Raw genomic sequence first — 17,040 nt, forward strand, 5'->3', positions numbered from 1 at the left:
CGCTCAGACCGGCACGTGGACCGGTTCCGGCGTGCGCGGGGCCGGGACCTGGACCGGCTCCGCGCCGGTCAGCATGATCACACCGCGCGCGGCGACCGCCGCCGCGGCCGCCGCCGTGAGCCAGCCGAGCGGCCCGCCGTGGAATCGCTCGCCGAGCAGCGCCACGCCGATCACGGCGGCCGCCGCCGGGTTGGCGAGGTTCACCACGGCGAGGGGCGCGGCGAGCCCGCCCCGGAAGGCGGCCTGCGAGAGCAGCAGCCCGCCCACCGCGAACGCCGCCACGAGCACGGCGAGCAGGGTGGTCTGCCACCAGGCCATCGGCCCGCCCGGCAGTTCGCGGGCGAGCGAGGCGGTGACGGTCTGGGTGAGCGCGGACGCCACGCCCGAGGCGACGCCGGAGGCGGTGGCGTGACCGAGCCCGACGCGGCCGGAGCCGGATCCGGCGCGGGAGGCCACCGCGATCAGGAGCGCGGTGGCCGCCGCCACGGCGAGCCCCTCGCGCAGGCTCAGCGCGTCGCCGGGCGTCGCGGGCCCGGTCACCGCGATCAGACCGGTCAGTCCGGCGAGCGTCCAGGCGGCGCCGCGCCATTCGCGCCGGGTGACCCGGCGGCGCTGGTAGTACGCGCCGATCGGCAGCGCCGCGACCAGCGTGAGCGCGCCCAGCGGCTGGACCAGGGTGAGCGGGCCGTAGTGGAGGGCGGCGACGTGCATCAGCGCGCCGCCCGCGTTGAGCCCGACGGCCCACCACCACTGGGGCCGGGCGAGCAGGGCGGCGAGTCCGCCGCCCCCGTTCGCGGAGGCCAGCCGGGACTGGGCGACGGCGGCGAGGGCGTACCCGGCGGCCGAGGCGAGCGAGAGCAGGATGGCGAGGACCGCGGACTCGTTCATCGCAGCGCCTCCGCGAGCCGGTCGGCGTCGGCCTGCTGGGGGACGCCCGTGCGCCCGGAGGTCAGGGCAGATTCCGGGGCACGGGCGGGTTCGGGGGCCACGGCGGGCCGGGGCGCGGGGCTCCGGCGCACGTGGACGGCGACGGTACGGCCGCCGCGTACCGCCTTCGGACGCGGTACGAGGGAGAGGGCGGCGCCGAGCAGCGCGGTGGCGACGAGCGCGTCCAGCCAGTAGTGGTTGGCGGTGCCGACGATCACCAGCAGGGTGAGCGCCGGGTGCAGCAGCCACAGCCACCGCCACCGGCCGCGGGTCGCCGCGATGAGGCCGATCGCCACCATCAGCGCCCACCCGAAGTGCAGCGACGGCATCGCCGCGAACTGGTTGGCCATGGTGTCCGTGTCCGGCTTCGCCGAGTACACCGACGGCCCGTACACCTGCGCGGTGTCCACCAGCCCGGCCGACGCCAGCATCCGGGGCGGCGCCAGCGGCAGCAGGATGTGCAGGGCGAGCGCGGCCGTGGTCACCAGCGCCAGGACCCGGCGGGACCAGAGGTAGTGGGCGGGCCGCTTCACGTACAGCCAGACCAGGAAGGCGACCGTCGCGGGGAAGTGGACGGCCGCGTAGAAGGTGTTGGCGACCTGGATCAGGGTCTCGTCGTGGAGCAGGAGCCGCTGGACCGCGCCCTCGCCGGGCAGGTGGAGCGCGCGCTCCCAGTCCCAGACGCGGTCGGCGTTGTGGAAGGCGCGCGTCTCGTGGCCGTTCGCCAGCTGCCGGCCGAACTTGTACACGACGAAGAGCGCGGTCACGAGCAGCAGCTCGCGCACCAGGGGCGGCCGGGAGGTACCGGTCGTCTCCGGTCCGGTGGGACGCCGGGTCCCTGGACGTATACCGGCAGCCATTCTCCGGCCCCTTTGAGCAAGAAATCGAGCAGAAATCGGACAAGCAAACGTAGGAAGGCTAGATCGGATTTCATCGAGACGCAAACGTCTCGATACGTTTGCGTCTCGGTTGAGCGGCGCCTACTCTCGTATGTGCAGGAGCAGGGCCCCACGCACCGGAGGAACGGGATGTCGACGCAGGCCGCGACGGCCGCCGCACGCCGCAGCAAGATCAGCCCCGAGCGGGAGCTGGAGCTGTACGAGGCGGTGCTCGACCTGCTGCGCGAGGGCGGCTACGACGCCGTGACCATGGAGGGCGTCGCCGCGCGCACCAAGTGCGGCAAGGCCACGCTCTACCGCCAATGGAAGTCCAAGCCGGTCCTGGTCACGGCGGCGCTCGGAGCGAGCCGCTGCTCGTTCTTCACCGGGATCGACACCGGCACGCTCGCCGGCGACCTGCGCGAGGCGGCGCGGGCGGCCTCGCGCCGCAAGGGCCGCGACACCGAGCTGATGGAGGCCGTCGGCCAGGCCTATGTGATGCACCCCGACCTGCGCGAGGCGCTGCGCGAGACCGTGCTGAACCCGGAGATCGCCGCGCTCGACGCGATGGTGCGGCGCGGGGTCGAGCGCGGCGAGGTGGCCGCGGACAACCGCGCCGCCGACTTCGTCGCCCCGGCGTTCATGGGCGTCCTGCGCGTCGAGCGGCTCTTCGAGGACCGCTTCACGGAGGCGGAGGCCCTGCCGGAGTTCCTGGAAGCGGTGATCCTTCCGGCCCTGGGCGTCAGCTGACGCTCAGTCGGTTGCCGTATCCCGTACGGGAGTTCACACCGCCAGGACCGTCACGCCCGCGTCGGTGAACCGGGCGGCCGTCTCCTCGGACACCCCCGCGTCCGTCACCAGCGTCCCGACCTGATCCGTCGCGCAGATCCGCGCGAACGTCCGCTTGCCCAGCTTGGTGGAGTCGGCCGCGACCACCACCCGCTCGGCCCGCTCGCACAGCAGCCGGTTGATCCCGGCCTCGTCCTCGTCGTGCGCCGAGGCGCCGTGGATGACGTCGAAGGCGCCGACGCCGAGCACCGCCACGTCCATGGTGATCTGGTTGAGCACGCCCCCGGCCAGCGGCCCGGTGAGCTCGTACGACTGCGGCCGGGCGACCCCGCCGGTCACCACGATCTTGAACTGGGGCCGTACGGCCAGCTCGTTGGCGATGTTCAGCGCGTTGGTCACGATCGTCAACGCCGGTGACCCGGAGGCGAGTTCGGGCCGTACGGCGAGAGCCCGCGCCACTTCCGTGGTCGTGGTGCCGCCGGTGAGCCCCACCGCCTCGCCGGGCGCGATCAGATCCGCCACGGCCTTCGCGATGCGCTGCTTCTCCGAGGCCTGCCGGGCCGTCTTGTAGCGCAGCGGCAGCTCGTACGACACCCCGTGCACCACCGCCCCGCCCCGGGTGCGGACCAGCATCTGCTGCTCGGCGAGCTGGTCGAAGTCGCGGCGGATGGTCGCGGCGGACACGCCGAGCGCCGTCGCCGCCTCCTCGACGTCGAGGCGGCCCTGCTCCACGAGCAGTTCGAGCAGCGCCTGCCAGCGGGCGTCGCGCGACATCCGGAACCTCTTCTCTGCCGTGTTCTTGGGTACGTCTCGGCCGTGCTCCCCGGCGCATCCTGTCGCCGTCACCGTCGGTGATGACTTTAACCCACCCCGGGATGCTTGATTGTGCTTGAAAGCTAGCTATATTTTGCAGAAACACGCATCCGGATACGGATCCGAGGCCATGGATCCAGAGTGAGTGGGAGCCCGGCATGAGCCATGTCGAGAACGAACTCAGCAGCCAGCCCGAGTGCTGGAAGCGCGCCGCCGAGCTGGCGGTGCACCACAAGGACGCCCTTCCCGCGCCGGGCGAGCGGGTCGCGATCGTCGGCTGCGGCACCTCGCTGTTCATGGCCCAGGCCGCCGCCGCGCTGCGCGAGGGCGCGGGCCAGGGCGAGACCGACGCCTTCGCCGCGTCCGAGTACCCGGCCGGCCGCTCCTACGACCGGGTGGTCGCCCTCACCCGCTCCGGCACCACCACCGAGGTCCTCGAACTCCTCGCCCGGGTGCGCGGCGGCGCCCGCACCACCGCGATCACCGCCGACCCGGAGACCCCGGTGATGCGGGCCGCCGACGACGTCGTGGTCATGGAGTTCGCCGACGAGGAGTCGGTGGTCCAGACCCGCTTCGCCACCACCGCGCTCACCCTGCTCCGCGCCCACCTCGGCCTGCACACCGAACAGGCCGTCGCCGACGCGCGCACCGCGCTCGCCGAGCCGCTGCCCGAAGGGCTCGTCGGGCGCGACCAGTTCACGTTCCTGGGCCGCGGCTGGACGGTGGGACTCGCTCAGGAGGCCGCGCTGAAGATGCGCGAGGCGTCGCTGTCCTGGACCGAGGCGTACCCGGCCATGGAGTACCGCCACGGCCCGATCAGCATCTCCACCGACAACACCGCGACCTGGATGTTCGGCGAGGCTCCCGACGGGCTCGCCGAGCAGGTGCGCGCCACCGGGGCCCAGTGGGTGGCCGGACACCTCGACCCGCTGGCCGAACTGGTCCGGGCGCAGCGCCTCGCCGTCGCCGTCGCGGCCGCCCGGGGCCTGGACCCGGACCGCCCGCGCCACCTCACCCGCTCGGTGATCCTCGACGGCTCCTGAAGCGCCCAGAGACGACAGAGGACAGGGGAAGCACGATGCCACTCGCCCAGACCGGGGCCCTGGTCACCGAAGCCGCGGCCAAGCGCAGCGCCGTCGCCGCGTTCAACATCATCACGCTGGAGCACGCCGAGGCCGTCATCGCGGGCGCCGAGGCCGCGCACTCGCCGGTCGTCCTGCAGATCAGCGAGAACGCGGTGAAGTTCCGCTACGGCCGGGTGCTGCCGCTCGCCCGGGCCGCCGTCGCCGCCGCCGAGGCCGCCTCCGTACCGGTGGCGCTCCACCTCGACCACGTCCAGCGCGACGACCTGCTGCGGCAGGCGGCCGACGCCGGGTTCAGCTCGGTGATGTACGACGGCGGCCAGCTGCCGTACGAGCAGAACCTCGCCGCGACGCGGGCCGCCGCTGATTGGGCGCACACCCAAGGCCTGTGGATCGAGGCCGAGTTGGGTGAGGTCGGCGGCAAGAACGGGCAGCCGCCGCTGGACGCGCACGCGCCCGGCGCCCGGACCGACCCCGAGGAGGCGCGCGCCTTCGTCGCCGAGTCCGGGGTCGACGCGCTCGCCGTCGCCATCGGCAACACCCACGCCATGACCACCCGCACGGCCTCCCTCGACCACGCGCTGCTCGCCCGCCTCGACGCGGCGCTGCACGTCCCGCTGGTGCTGCACGGCTCCTCCGGCGTCCCCGACGACGAGCTGACGGCGGCGGTCGCGGGCGGCATGGCCAAGATCAACATCGGTACGGCGCTGAACATCGCCATGACCGACGCGATCCGCGCGTATCTCGCCGCCAACCCGGAGGCGGTGGACGCCCGCAGCTATCTGACGGTCGGGCGCCAGGCGATGGTGCAGGCGGTCACCCGCCTCATCGGGGTGCTGAGCACCGAGGCCTGACGCGCGCGGCGCGCCGCCGGGCCCCCTTCCCCGGGCCCGGCGGCTGCCCGCGCCCTTCGTCCGTCGCCGACTCCGGCCCGACCGGTGCTCTTCCGCCGCGGACCCGCTTCGTACACGATGAGCCTGTGGACAGGCATGAGCACGCACGGCTCGACGCGCTCCAGCGCGACCCCTATCCGCACTACGCGCGCGCCCGCCGTGCCGAGGGCCTGACCTTCGTGCCCGAGCTGGACGCCTGGCTGGTCGCGCGCGACGCCGACGTACGGGAAGTGCTGCGCCGCCCCGAGGCGTTCTCGTCGGCGAACGCGCTGCGCCCGGACGTGATCCCCGGCCCCGCCGTCCTCGCCGAGCTCGGCTCGGGCTTCGGCGGCCGCCCGGTCGTGGTCACCTCGGACGGCCCCCAGCACCAGCGGCTGCGCGCCCCCATCGTCCACGGCCTCTCGGCGGCCCGGGTGGCCGCCGTACTCCCGTACGCCACCGAGCGGGCCACCGCCCTCGTCGAGGCCTTCGCGGCGCGGGGGCGGGCGGAGCTGATGGGGGAGTACGCGATGCTGCTCCCCGGGGACGTCATCGGGCGGCTGATCGGCCTGGACCCGGTGGACGTTCCGGTGGCGGTACGCGGCGGCCACCGGGCCGAGGAACTCCTCTTCCGGCCACTGGAGGAGCCGGAGCAGATCGCGGCGGCGCGGGACGTGGTGACGATGCAGCAGCTGCTCGACACGTATCTGCGGGCGAGACGGTCGCGGCCGCGCGACGACCTGTGCACGGCTCTGCTGACGGCCCTCGCGCCGGGCACCGGCGAACTGACCCTGGAGGAGCGCCACGAGCTGGTGGCACACCTCCAGAACTTCCTCCTGGCGGGCCACCTGACGACGACGGCACAGATCGGCACGACGGTCTTGCACCTGCTGCGGCACCGCACCCAATGGGAACTGCTCTGCGAAAAACCGGAGTTGATCCCGGCGGCGATCGAGGAGGCGGTGCGTTACGACACGGCGCTGCAGGGTTTCCGGCGCATCACGACGCGTCCGGTCCTGCTGTCCGGGACCGAACTCCCCACGGGGGCGGCCGTCTTCGTGGCCTTCGGCTCGGCCAACCGCGACGCCCGCCGCCACGAGCGGCCCGACGCGTTCGACATCACCCGGCCGCCGTCCCGCCACCTGTCCTTCGGCCACGGCGCGCACAGCTGCCCCGGCGCGAACCTGGCCCGAGAACAACTCCACCTGACCCTCCACCTCCTGACCACCCACCTCCCAGGCCTACGCCTGGCCACCTCGGACACCCCGGTGCGGATGCGCCCAACGCTGATCCATCGGTCGCCGGAGGTGTTGGAGGTGGTGTGGTGAGGGTCCGCCTGCGGGTGGGCGGTGGGCTGGTCGCGCAGTTCCCCGCGCCCCTAGGGGGTACGGGCGAGTGCGATGGCGAAGCCGAGCATTTAGGGGCGCGGGGAACTGCGCGACCAGTTGGGGACGGCCCGCAGGCGAAGGACGAAAGCAGCGGGGTGCAGGGGCCGCAGGCCCCGCAACGGGGTCCGGGGGCGAAGCCCCCGGGAAACCCACCTCCACCCCCACCCACCCCCGGAGGGTTTAGGGAAGGGGCGGGGAGGGGCCAACTATCCTCGGCACCATGCCCGCCCCCCACGCCCTGATCCTCGGCGGCACCGCCGAAGCCCAAGCACTGGCAACCGCCCTCACCACCACCGGCACCCGCGTCACCACCTCCCTCGCAGGCCGCGTGGCCACACCCAGGACCCCCCCGGGCGAGCTAAGGATCGGAGGGTTCGGCGGAGCCGAAGGCCTGGCGCGCTGGATGCGCGAGCACCACGTCACCGCACTCCTGGACGCCACCCACCCCTTCGCCCACCGCATCAGCGAAAACGCAGTCAAGGCAGCCCAAAACACCGGCACCCCACTCATCGCACTGCGCCGCCCCGGCTGGACCCCCACCCCCGCCGACCACTGGCACAGCGTGCACACCCTGGCCGAGGCGGCCGCCCTACTACCCACCCTCGGCCAGAGGATCTTCCTCACCACCGGCCGCCTGGGCCTCAGCGCCTTCGCCCCGCAAGACGGGGCCGACCCGCTCCAAGACCTCTGGTTCCTCATCCGCTCAGTAGAGACCCCCGACCCCCCAACCCCTCGCCACTACCAACTCCTCCTCGCCCGAGGCCCCTTCACCCTCGAAGGCGAGCGCGACCTCCTCCGGGCGCACCGCATCGACGTCCTCGTCACCAAGGACAGCGGCGGCCCCGCCACCGCCGCCAAGCTCACCGCCGCCCGCGAGCTCGGGCTGCCGGTCGTGGTGGTGCGGCGGCCCGACCCGCCCGCCGGGGTGCGCACGGCCCCCGACGTACAGACCGTGCTCGCGCTGCTCAGCCCCGCCGCAGCAGATACGTATCCATGATCCACCCCTTGCGCTCCCGCTCCCGCGCCCGCAGCTCCTCGATGCGGTCGGAGACGTCGGACAGACGTCCCTGCACCAGGATCTCGTCGGGCGTGCCGACGTACGCACCCCAGTAGATGTACAGGTCCTGGTCGAGGTGGCGGGTGAAGGCCTGGCGCGCGTCCAGCATCACCACCACGTCGTCGACCCCCTCCGGCCAGCCCTCCGCGAGCCGCCGCCCGGTGGTGATCTGCACGGGCCGGGCCACCCGGTTCAGCCCGGTCCGGTGCTTGGCCAGGAGCGCCGAGACGCTGCTGATGCCCGGCACCACCTCGTGGTCGAACTCCACCGCGCCCCGCTCCAGGATCTCCTCCAGGATGCCGAGCGTGGAGTCGTACAGCGCCGGGTCGCCCCACACCAGGAACGCCCCGCACTCGTCCTCGGCGAGATCGTCCACGATGAAGCGCTCGTAGAGGTCGGCCCGGCGGCGCCGCCAGTCGTCGACGGCGGGCGAGTAGTCCGATGTCTTGCGGTCGCGCTCCGGGTCCCGCGCCTCGACGAGCCGGTACGGCCGACCGGTCACATGCGCGTCGAGGATGTCCCTGCGCAGCCCGGTCAGATCGGACTTCTCCTCGCCCTTCTCCATGATGAAGAAGGCATCCGCCTTGTTCAGCGCCTTGACGGCCTGGAGCGTCAGATGGTCGGGGTCGCCCGCCCCGATGCCGATCACATAGATCTTTCTCACGGCACCGAGTCTGCCGCATCCGTATCAGGGCGGGAACGGCGAGGCCTACCGGGGCCGGATCCCACCGCCTATCCTCCGATCATGCGTGTCGCACTCTTCGTCACCTGCGTCAACGACGCGGTGTACCCGGCCACGGCCGTCGCGACGGTGAGACTCCTCGAACGCCTCGGCGTCGAGGTCGACTTCCCACCCGGCCAGACGTGCTGCGGACAGGCCCAGTTCAACACCGGCTACCGCCGGGAGACCGAGCCGCTGGTGCGCCGGATGGGTGCGGTCTTCGAGGGGTACGACCACGTGGTCACCCCGTCCGGCTCCTGCGCGGCGATGGTCCGCGAGAACTACCCCCGCATCGCCCGCAAGGCGGCCGCCGAGGGCCGGGGCACGGAGCTCGGCGAGATCGCCGGATCGCTCGTCCCGCGCGTGTACGAGCTCTCCGAGTTCCTGGTCGACGTCCTCGGCGTCACGGACGTCGGCGCGTACTTCCCGCACACCGTCACCTATCACCCCTCCTGTCACGGTCTGCGCACGCTGGGGCTCGGCGAGCGGCCGCGCCGGCTCCTGGAGGCCGTCGAGGGCCTGGAGCTGCGCGAACTGCCCGGTGCCGAGGAGTGCTGCGGCTTCGGCGGCACCTTCGCCCTGAAGAACCCGGACGTGTCGGCGGCGATGGGCACCGACAAGGCGGACAGCGCGCTCAGCACCGGCGCCGAGGTGCTCTGCGGCGCCGACAGCTCCTGTCTGATGCACCTCGGCGGCATCCTCCGCCGCCGGGGCGCCCCCCTGCGCCCCCTGCACCTCGCCGAGATCCTTGCCAGTACGGAAGCGGAGCCCCACTCATGAGCGGCACCTTCGTCGGCATGCCCGCCTTCCCCGAGGCCGCCAGGGAGGCCGTCGGCAACCGCACCCTGCGTGCCAACCTCCGGCACGCCACCCACACCATCCGCGACAAACGCGCCAAAGCGGTCGCCGAGCTCGCCGACTGGCAGCAGCTGCGCGAGGCGGGCAAGCAGATCAAGAACCACACCCTGCGCCATCTCGACCGCTATCTGGTGCAGTTGGAGGAGTCCGTCGTACGGGCCGGGGGTACCGTCCACTGGGCCGCCGACGCCGACGAGGCCAACCGCATCGTCGCCGACCTGGTCAAGGCCACGGGCGAGCGCGAGGTCGTCAAGGTCAAGTCGATGGCCACGCAGGAGATCGGCCTCAACGAGGCACTCGCCGCCGAGGGCATCTCCGCGTACGAGACCGACCTCGCCGAACTGATCGTGCAGCTCGGCCACGACCGCCCGTCCCACATCCTGGTCCCGGCGATCCACCGCAACCGGGGCGAGATCCGCGACATCTTCCGCGAGGAGATGGGGAGTTGGGGCCGCCCGGCCCCGGACGGTCTGACCGACAGCCCCGCCGAGCTGGCCGAGGCGGCGCGGCTGCACCTGCGCGAGAAGTTCCTGCGCGCCAAGGTCGGCGTCTCCGGCGCGAACTTCATGGTCGCCGAGACCGGCACCCTCGTCGTCTTCGAGTCCGAGGGCAACGGCCGGATGTGCCTGACCCTCCCCGAGACCCTGATCTCCGTCGTCGGCATCGAGAAGGTCATCCCCACCTGGCAGGACCTGGAGGTCTTCCTCCAGACGCTGCCGCGCTCCTCCACGGCCGAGCGGATGAACCCGTACACCAGCATGTGGACGGGCACCACGGACGGCGACGGCCCCTCCGTCTTCCACCTGGTCCTGCTGGACAACGGCCGCACCGACACGCTCGCCGACGAGGTCGGCCGCCAGGCCCTGCGCTGCATCCGCTGCTCGGCCTGCCTCAACGTCTGCCCGGTGTACGAACGGGCCGGCGGCCATGCGTACGGCTCGGTCTACCCCGGCCCCATCGGCGCCATCCTCAGCCCCCAACTCCGGGGCACACAGCGCGAGATCGACGCCTCGCTGCCGTACGCCTCCTCGCTCTGCGGGGCGTGTTACGAGGTGTGCCCGGTCGCGATCGACATCCCCGAGGTGCTGGTCCATCTGCGCGAGCGCGTGGCGGACCGGGGCGGCAAGGGGCACCGCCTGGAGAAGGCGGCGATGAAGGCGGCGAGTTGGGCGATGGACCGGCCCGCGGTGCTGGCGGCGGCCGAACGCGCGGCGACCCGGACGCGCCGACTGCACCCGAAGAAGCTGCCGGGCGCCGGAGCGTGGACGGACAGCCGCGAGCTGCCGGAGCTGCCGGAGAAGTCGTTCCGCGACTGGTGGAAGGGGGAGGGGCGGTAAAGGGGCCGATGGAAGGGGGAGAGGCCGTGACGGGGCCGGTCCGGAGCGCGAGGGGTACGGGTGGGAGCTCCCGCGACCGCATCCTGGCCCGCGTCCGCACGGCCGTGGCCGACGCCCGCGAGGCCCCCGAGGTCACCCGCGCCTACCTGACGACCCACACCCCGGACGCCCCCGCCGCCGTACTCGACCTGCTGCACGAGAACCTGGCCGAGTACCGGGCGCTGGTCCACCGCACGGACGCCGATGGCCTGCCCGCACTCCTGGCGCGGCTCGTCGCCGACCACGGCTCGTCGACGGTCCTGGTCCCGCCCGGGCTGCCCCTTGAGTGGCTGGGCGAGGCCGGTCCCGTACGCGTCCAGGACCGGTCCGCGTCCACCGCGGCCGAACTGGACACCGTGGACAGCGTCGTCACGGGGTGCGCCCTCGCCATCGCCGAGACGGGCACGATCGTCCTGGACGGCGGCCCCGACCAGGGCAGGCGCCGCATCACACTCGTCCCCGACCACCACATCTGTGTCGTACGGGCGCCGGACCAGGTCGTGGCGTCGGTGCCCCAGGCGATGGCGCGCCTCGACCCCACCCGCCCGCTGACCTGGATCTCGGGCCCGTCCGCGACGAGCGACATCGAGCTGGACCGGGTGGAGGGGGTACACGGCCCGCGCAAGCTGGAGGTCGTCCTGGTCACGGGCTGAAGCTCGCCGAGGAGCCGGTCAGCCTGGGCGCCTCGGCCCGTGCGTCCACCGGCCCCGGCAGCCGCCCGGCCAGCTCCCGCGCCCACGCCACGAGCCCGGCCAGATCGATCCCGTACGCCGGTATCCCCCCATACCGCCCCAACGAGTCGACACCCCGCGCGAGCAGTGCGGCGCCGCCCTTCGCGTTGCCGCGCGCGGCGTGGGTGAGCCCGACGGCGAGCTGGGCGAGCCCCCGCCACAGCTCGCGCTCGCCCTCCGGCCCCGACTTCCAGGCGTCCTCGAACACCTCGTGCGCGTGGAACGGCATCCCCGCGTCCAACAGCCGCTGCGCCTCCCGCACGGTCTCGTCCGGAGTGCGGCTGACCCCTTCCGGCTGCCGCTCCACTCCGGCCGCCCCGTACGGCAGCGGCCGCCCGAGCCCGTCCCTGGGCCGCGCGTTACGCGCCCGCCCCTCGGCATCCCGGTCCCGGCGCGAAGAAGTCTCCATGCTCCCATTGTCCCCCGCCACCGCTCCCCGTACCGGAACACGGCCGCGAGTGAGGTATGGTTCTCATGCACGACCGGCCAGGGGAAGCCCCAGGTCAGACGGGCAACGGGACGTGGCGCAGCTTGGTAGCGCACTTGACTGGGGGTCAAGGGGTCGCAGGTTCAAATCCTGTCGTCCCGACCAGCGTTCTTCGCAGGTCGAAGCCCGCTTTCGCAGAGATGCGAGAGCGGGCTTATCCGTTTTCCGGCCCGTCGCGCGAGGCACCGCCCCGCGTCGACCACGGGCTGCCCCCGGCTCAGCGGGGGGAGCTGATCTGGCCCAGGGGCAGCCCGCGTGCTGCCGTCGACTGCGGCGCCGACACCGTGCCGGATCCCGGGCACGGTGGTCACAACGTATCGCCGGGATCCGCGGCGGCCGATCCGGGATGCGTGGCCGTTTCACGCAGGCTAGGGCGTGCCCAGGGTCTGGGAGGGGAGTTCGCCGAAGCGCCTGCGGTAGTGGTCGGCGAAGCGGCCCAGGTGGGTGAAGCCCCAGCGGTAGGCCGCCTCGCCCACGGTCAGTTGGGCGGGGTCGGCCTGGCACAGCTCCGTGTGGACGCGGGTCATGCGGACGTCGCGCAGATACGCCATCGGGGACATGCCCAGATGGCGGCGGAAGCCCTCCTGGAGCCAGCGGGCGCCGACTTGGCCTATGACGGCCAGTTCCGTGGTGGTGAACGGGCGCTCGGGGTGCGCGTGTATCGCGTCCACGACCCGCTTGACCGGGCCGGGCAGCGCGGCCCCGACCGGCTCGTCGAGCGCCTCGCGGTAGCGGTGCTCGGTGGCCAGGAGCAGGCCCGTGAGCAGGGCGTCCTGGAGCCGGGCCGCCATCAGGGGCTGGGCGAGCGCCCCGTGCTCGTTGTCCATCTCCTTCACCGCCAGCGCGACCAGGCGTGCCCAGCTCAGGCCCGGGCCCCGGCTGATGTCGAGTTCGGGCGCGAGCCGCATCCCGGTGGGGACCGAGCGGTCGAGCAGGAGCTCCAGATGGCGCAGCAGGTCAGTGGCGCCGATCTTGACGGCGAGCAGGCGGCAGTCCCCGTGCCACCGCTCCAGGGTCGACTCGCCCTGCGGGTGGAAGACGGCCGCGCGCCGGGCGTCCGCGGTGGCGGGCGTGCGCGACCCCTGCCGCCAGGCGAGCTCCCCGGAGAGGGGGACGTCCACGTGGTACGCCCCCAAGTCGCCGAAGCGCATGTGCACATCGGTGCCGCAGCGCAGGTCACCCAGGGTCAGCGGGCCCAGCCGCACCACTTCGAAGGCGGCGTCGAGGCGGCGCTCGCGGTCCAGTACGTCGATGGAGTTGGCGTAGTACGTCTCGCCGATCACCTGGCGGGCCTCGTCGAGGTCCCCGGTGCGGAACGAGAGCCGGGACGCGGTCGGCGCGCGCCGCGTGCCGGTCTGCGAAGTTGCCTGCATGGCCCACATCTTCCCGGTGGCCGGGCCCGGTCGTCACCCGTCCTTCACGAACCCGTTTCCGCCCGTGGCCGCGCGGCGGTCGCGGGAATCGCGGGTGTCCTTTCGTGGGCGTCCTGGAGAAATCCGGTGCGGCCCCTCTGTGTTTGCCGTGAAAGACGTTGAACGCGTCGTACTCTGAGGCGGTTATCGGCTATCGGGTTAATTCAGAACTCTCCGGTCCGCGCGTCAGGGATCCGTGGGACGACTGACGGGAGAGGCGATGCACGGGATCACCCGAAGGGGACTGCTGGGGGCCGGACTTGGTGCCGTCGCGGCGGCCGGAGTCGCCGGCTGCGGCACGGAAGGCCGGGACGGCGCCGCGGAGCGAGCGCATTCGCCGGGGAACGGGCCGGGCCATCCGGCGGCGCCCAATGCACCGGTAAAGCCCCAGGTCAAGCTGATCGGTGACGGTTCGACAGCCGATGCCGGACGGCAGCCGCACCAGCCCGACAAGCCCGTGCCGCTCGAACCGGGCCAGACCCCGCCGCAGTTCGTGATCTTCTCCTGGGACGGCGCCGGAGAAGTCGGCAACGGGCTCTTCCCGCGCTTTCTGGAGCTCGCCCGCGACCACGGCGCCTCGATGACGTTCTTCCTCTCCGGAATCTATCTGCTCCCCGAATCCAACAAGTCGCGCTACCGTCCGCCGAACAATCCTGTCGGCGCCTCCGACATCGGCTATCTGACCGACGCACATGTGCGCGAGACGCTCAAATTCGTACGCGAAGCCTGGTACGACGGCCATGAGATCGGGACGCATTTCAACGGGCACTTCTGCGGCGGATCCGGCTCGGTGGCCAACTGGTCGCCGGGCCAGTGGCGCAGCGAGATCGAGCAGGCCGTCTCCTTCGTCACCGAGTGGCGCACCAACACCGGCTGGCACGACCTCGAACCGCTGCCCTTCGACTACCGCAAGGAGCTCGTCGGCGGCCGTACGCCGTGTCTGCTCGGGCAGGACAACCTGTTGCCCACCGCCCGCCAGCTCGGCTGGCGCTACGACGCCTCCTCGCCGGGCGGGCGCCAGGTGTGGCCCGAGAAGCGCCAGGGCGTCTGGGACCTGCCACTCCAGGGCGTGCCCTTCCCCGGGCACTCCTTCGAGGTGCTGTCGATGGACTACAACATCCTCGCCAACCAGTCGAAGAACACCACCCGGGGCATGCCGTCGCGCTACCCGGGCTGGCGCGAGCAGGCGACCCGCGCCTATCTCGCCGGGTTCCAGCGCGCGTACGAGACGAACCGCGCGCCGTTCTACATCGGCAACCACTTCGAGGAATGGAACGGCGGGATCTACATGGACGCCGTCGAGGAGGCGCTGAAGGGGATGGCCGGGAAGAAGGACGTACGACTGGTGTCCTTCCGCCAGTTCGTGGACTGGCTCGACGCCCAGGACCCCCGAGTGCTGGACAAGTTGCGCGCGCTGGACGTCGGCCAGGCCCCGGCGGGCGGCTGGAACGCGTACTTCAAGACCGTCTGACGCCTATGACTCAAGACCGTCCGAGGGAACTCGGCGCACACGCGAAAGGGACGTTGTCGTGCACGAGATGAGAGCCGAGCGGGACCCCGGCGGGGTGGGGGCGGTGGGCCGGGCCGCCCTGCTCTGGCACGTCATGAGCGCCGACGAGCCGAGGACGATGTGCGGCCGCACCCTAGGCCGCCCGGACGCGGCGGTGCCGCCGGACCCGGACCTGTCCGACGCCGACCGCTACTGCGCGGCCTGCATGGCGGCCTGCTGAGCGGCGTCAGCTGTGGGAGACCGGCTCCTCGTGCCGTATCCCGGCCGGTACGTGCGGCGCCGCCACCAGTGAGCCGAGCGTCAGCCACACCGCCGCGAACAGCCAGCCCCCGAGCACATCGGTGAGCCAGTGCACCCCGAGGTAGACGCGGGAGAGGCCGACCGCCGCGCCCCACCCGAGGACCAGCACGGCGGCGAGGTGCGCGGAGGCCGAGCGGGAGCGCGTGGTCACGCCCCACACCAGGAGCCCGGCCGTCAGTGCGGCGGTGGTGGCGTGGCCGGAGGGGAAGGAGTGGCCCGAGGCGTGCGTCGCCCAGTCGGCCATCGCGGGGCGCGGGCGCGCGACGGCGCTCATCACTCCGTACCGCACGGCCTGGCCGAGGGCGAGGACCGCGAGCGCCCCGGCGGCCGCGCACAGGCGCTGGCAGGCGTCCCGCCCGGCCAGCAGACCCGCGCCCACGGCCAGCAGATAGGGGAGCGCCCCGGTGCCGGTGGTGGTGACCGCGCGGGCGACCGCCAGCGCCACCGGCGGCCGGTGGTCCAACGCCCAGGTGTGCGTGGCCCGGTCGCCGGGCAGCGGTGCCCCGTCCCGTACGGCGACAGCCACCGTGAGCAGGACGAACAACAGCAGGCACAGCGCGGCCCCGACGAGCCGGGCCCTCCTCATCGGGCGGTCACCAGCGGGCGCAGCCGGGTCTCGCCGAGCCGGTCCACGAGCGGCCCGGCCCGGCGCGCGAGCAGGGTGAGGACCAGGGCGACCGCCGCGCCGACGGCCAGGCCGACCAGGACGTCGTGCGGGTAGTGCGCGCCGATCCAGACCCGGGAGGCGGCCATCAGCAGCGCGGCGGGCACCGCGATCGCGCCCAGGAGCCGGTCGCCCAGCAGGACGGCCACGGCGGCCGCGGCCGCGATCGCCGCGTGGTTGCTGGGGAAGGACCAGTCGCCCAGCGGCGGACAGGCCTCCACGGTCAGCACGTGCAGGGTCTGGCAGGGCCGCTGTTCCTGGACGGCGGACTTGAACAGGTCGTTGACGGCGAACGCCGCGACCACCACGAGCGGCGCGGCCAGCGCCATGGCGAGCCGGGCGCCGCCGGTCCGCCGGGCCCGCCACCAGGCGAGGACCATCAGGACCGCGAAGAGCCCCAGACCGTAGTCCGACCAGAGCCGGACGGCGGTGTCGACCGGGCCGGGGGTGTCCTGCGCGAGCTCGGTCACCCAGCTGTACCACCTGTCGTCGAAGTGCATCAGGGGGTGTCCTCGGTGGTGCGGGCGCGGCGGGCGCGCAGGATCTCCAGGGCGATCGGGAGCAGCGAGACGGCGACGACCAGCGCCACCAGCGGCAGCAGATAGCGGTCGACGTTCGGGATGGAGGAGCCCAGCGCGTACCCGCCGAGGACCAGGCCGCACGTCCACACCGCGCCGCCGACGACCTGCCAGAGCGCGAACACCCCGGCGGGGACGCCGAGCACGCCCGCGAGGGGGTTGAGCACGGTCCGGACGATCGGCACGAAGCGGGCCAGGACGATCGCCTTCGCGTGGCCGTACTTGGCGAGCAGCTCCTCGGCGCGGGCCGCGCCCTCGTGGAGCTTGCGGGACCTGGTGCGGGCCAGTAGCGCGCGGCCGCCGCGGCGGCCGATCCAGTACCCCACCTGCGCTCCGACGAGCGCGCCCGCCACGGAGGCGAGCAGGACCTGCGGCAGCGAGAGCGACACCGGTCCGTCGCCGCCCGGCACGCACAGCAGCCCGGCGGTGAACAGCAGCGAGTCGCCGGGCAGGAAGAAGCCGACGAGCAGGCCGGTCTCGGCGAACAACACGACGGCTACGCCGATCGCGCCGAACGCGGAGAGCAGCGAGCCCGCGTCCAGCACGTTCACGGCCTGCGGGGCGGCGGCGAACAGGGGTACGGCCATGGCGGTGGGC

Annotated in this window: 19 protein-coding genes and 1 tRNA gene; 11 read left to right on the forward strand and 9 right to left on the reverse strand. The window is 73.0% G+C overall.

From position 1 onward, the window contains the following. Positions 1–3 precede the first annotated feature (3 nt). Both IE252_RS00215 and IE252_RS00220 read right to left on the reverse strand, forming a co-directional pair. Complete coding sequence (locus tag IE252_RS00215; RefSeq protein ID WP_190087148.1) at positions 4–888, reverse strand: DMT family transporter; 885 nt, start codon at positions 886–888, stop codon at positions 4–6. Next, positions 885–1,787: a phosphatase PAP2 family protein gene (locus IE252_RS00220; RefSeq protein WP_190087149.1), complete on the reverse strand. Its 903-nt coding sequence runs from the start codon at positions 1,785–1,787 to the stop codon at positions 885–887. Before IE252_RS00220 ends, IE252_RS00215 begins: the two co-directional genes overlap by 4 nt. Positions 1,788–1,955: 168 nt before the next feature. Between IE252_RS00220 and IE252_RS00225 the strand changes: the two genes are divergently transcribed. After that, on the forward strand, positions 1,956–2,555 hold the full coding sequence (locus IE252_RS00225; protein WP_190087150.1) for a TetR/AcrR family transcriptional regulator: 600 nt from the start codon (positions 1,956–1,958) through the stop codon (positions 2,553–2,555). Between the two features lie 33 nt (positions 2,556–2,588). Here IE252_RS00225 and IE252_RS00230 read toward each other — a convergent pair whose 3' ends face one another. Beyond that, complete coding sequence (locus tag IE252_RS00230; RefSeq protein WP_190087151.1) at positions 2,589–3,368, reverse strand: DeoR/GlpR family DNA-binding transcription regulator; 780 nt, start codon at positions 3,366–3,368, stop codon at positions 2,589–2,591. Between the two features lie 197 nt (positions 3,369–3,565). Between IE252_RS00230 and IE252_RS00235 the strand changes: the two genes are divergently transcribed. From IE252_RS00235 to IE252_RS00250, 4 genes are all read left to right on the forward strand, one after another. Next, a complete protein-coding gene (locus tag IE252_RS00235) occupies positions 3,566–4,450 on the forward strand; it encodes an SIS domain-containing protein (RefSeq protein WP_190087152.1) in 885 nt (294 codons plus the stop codon). Between the two features lie 35 nt (positions 4,451–4,485). Then, positions 4,486–5,343 carry a class II fructose-bisphosphate aldolase gene (locus tag IE252_RS00240; protein WP_190087153.1) on the forward strand — a complete coding sequence of 286 codons (858 nt, stop codon included), beginning with the start codon at positions 4,486–4,488 and terminating at the stop codon, positions 5,341–5,343. 125 nt (positions 5,344–5,468) lie between these two features. Further along, positions 5,469–6,689 (forward strand): cytochrome P450, encoded by a 1,221-nt coding sequence (locus tag IE252_RS00245; RefSeq protein WP_190087154.1) that lies wholly within the window; start codon positions 5,469–5,471, stop codon positions 6,687–6,689. Positions 6,690–6,969: 280 nt separating this feature from the next. Then, positions 6,970–7,746, forward strand: a complete 777-nt coding sequence (locus tag IE252_RS00250; RefSeq protein ID WP_190087155.1) for a cobalt-precorrin-6A reductase — start codon at positions 6,970–6,972, stop codon at positions 7,744–7,746. Here IE252_RS00250 and cobF read toward each other — a convergent pair. Continuing rightward, positions 7,715–8,470, reverse strand: coding sequence for a precorrin-6A synthase (deacetylating) (gene cobF, locus IE252_RS00255; RefSeq protein WP_190087156.1), 756 nt, complete (start codon positions 8,468–8,470; stop codon positions 7,715–7,717). The genes IE252_RS00250 and cobF overlap by 32 nt on opposite strands. Before the next feature lie 81 nt (positions 8,471–8,551). Here cobF and IE252_RS00260 point away from each other — a divergent pair, with 81 nt between their 5' ends. Genes IE252_RS00260 through IE252_RS00270 form a run of 3 tightly spaced genes read left to right on the forward strand, consistent with a single transcriptional unit; the run spans position 8,552 to position 11,414 of the window. Continuing rightward, the gene (locus tag IE252_RS00260) at positions 8,552–9,307 is read left to right on the forward strand and encodes a (Fe-S)-binding protein (RefSeq protein ID WP_190087157.1); all 756 of its coding nucleotides are present in this window, start codon (positions 8,552–8,554) and stop codon (positions 9,305–9,307) included. After that, positions 9,304–10,722, forward strand: a complete 1,419-nt coding sequence (locus IE252_RS00265) for a LutB/LldF family L-lactate oxidation iron-sulfur protein (RefSeq protein ID WP_190087158.1) — start codon at positions 9,304–9,306, stop codon at positions 10,720–10,722. The genes IE252_RS00260 and IE252_RS00265 overlap by 4 nt, the downstream gene beginning before the upstream one ends. A 26-nt stretch (positions 10,723–10,748) precedes the next feature. Continuing rightward, positions 10,749–11,414, forward strand: coding sequence for a LutC/YkgG family protein (locus IE252_RS00270; RefSeq protein WP_229847770.1), 666 nt, complete (start codon positions 10,749–10,751; stop codon positions 11,412–11,414). Here IE252_RS00270 and IE252_RS00275 read toward each other — a convergent pair. Further along, the gene (locus IE252_RS00275) at positions 11,404–11,901 is read right to left on the reverse strand and encodes a DUF309 domain-containing protein (RefSeq protein ID WP_190087160.1); all 498 of its coding nucleotides are present in this window, start codon (positions 11,899–11,901) and stop codon (positions 11,404–11,406) included. The two genes, IE252_RS00270 and IE252_RS00275, sit on opposite strands and share 11 nt — an antisense overlap. A gap of 106 nt (positions 11,902–12,007) precedes the next feature. Here IE252_RS00275 and IE252_RS00280 point away from each other — a divergent pair. Continuing rightward, a tRNA-Pro gene (locus tag IE252_RS00280) sits at positions 12,008–12,084 on the forward strand. 263 nt (positions 12,085–12,347) lie between these two features. Here the strand turns inward: IE252_RS00280 and IE252_RS00285 are convergent. Further along, positions 12,348–13,352 (reverse strand): AraC family transcriptional regulator, encoded by a 1,005-nt coding sequence (locus IE252_RS00285; protein WP_190087161.1) that lies wholly within the window; start codon positions 13,350–13,352, stop codon positions 12,348–12,350. Between the two features lie 259 nt (positions 13,353–13,611). Between IE252_RS00285 and IE252_RS00290 the strand changes: the two genes are divergently transcribed. Next, positions 13,612–14,862 (forward strand): polysaccharide deacetylase family protein, encoded by a 1,251-nt coding sequence (locus IE252_RS00290; RefSeq protein WP_190087788.1) that lies wholly within the window; start codon positions 13,612–13,614, stop codon positions 14,860–14,862. A 58-nt stretch (positions 14,863–14,920) separates the two neighbouring features. After that, positions 14,921–15,121, forward strand: a complete 201-nt coding sequence (locus tag IE252_RS00295; RefSeq protein ID WP_190087162.1) for a hypothetical protein — start codon at positions 14,921–14,923, stop codon at positions 15,119–15,121. 6 nt (positions 15,122–15,127) lie between these two features. Here IE252_RS00295 and IE252_RS00300 read toward each other — a convergent pair whose 3' ends face one another. From IE252_RS00300 to IE252_RS00310, 3 genes are read right to left on the reverse strand one after another with little or no spacing between them, the layout of a single operon-like run. Continuing rightward, positions 15,128–15,787 (reverse strand): phosphatase PAP2 family protein, encoded by a 660-nt coding sequence (locus IE252_RS00300; protein WP_190087163.1) that lies wholly within the window; start codon positions 15,785–15,787, stop codon positions 15,128–15,130. Further along, entirely contained in the window at positions 15,784–16,365 is a 582-nt protein-coding gene (locus IE252_RS00305) for a phosphatase PAP2 family protein (protein WP_190087164.1), read from the reverse strand. The genes IE252_RS00300 and IE252_RS00305 overlap by 4 nt, the downstream gene beginning before the upstream one ends. Then, positions 16,365–17,030, reverse strand: a complete 666-nt coding sequence (locus IE252_RS00310) for a DedA family protein (RefSeq protein WP_229847772.1) — start codon at positions 17,028–17,030, stop codon at positions 16,365–16,367. The genes IE252_RS00305 and IE252_RS00310 overlap by 1 nt, the downstream gene beginning before the upstream one ends. Between the last annotated feature and the right edge of the window lie 10 nt (positions 17,031–17,040).

It is taken from the genome of Streptomyces melanogenes (assembly GCF_014649795.1).
Taxonomy (GTDB): Bacteria; Actinomycetota; Actinomycetes; order Streptomycetales; family Streptomycetaceae; genus Streptomyces; species Streptomyces noboritoensis.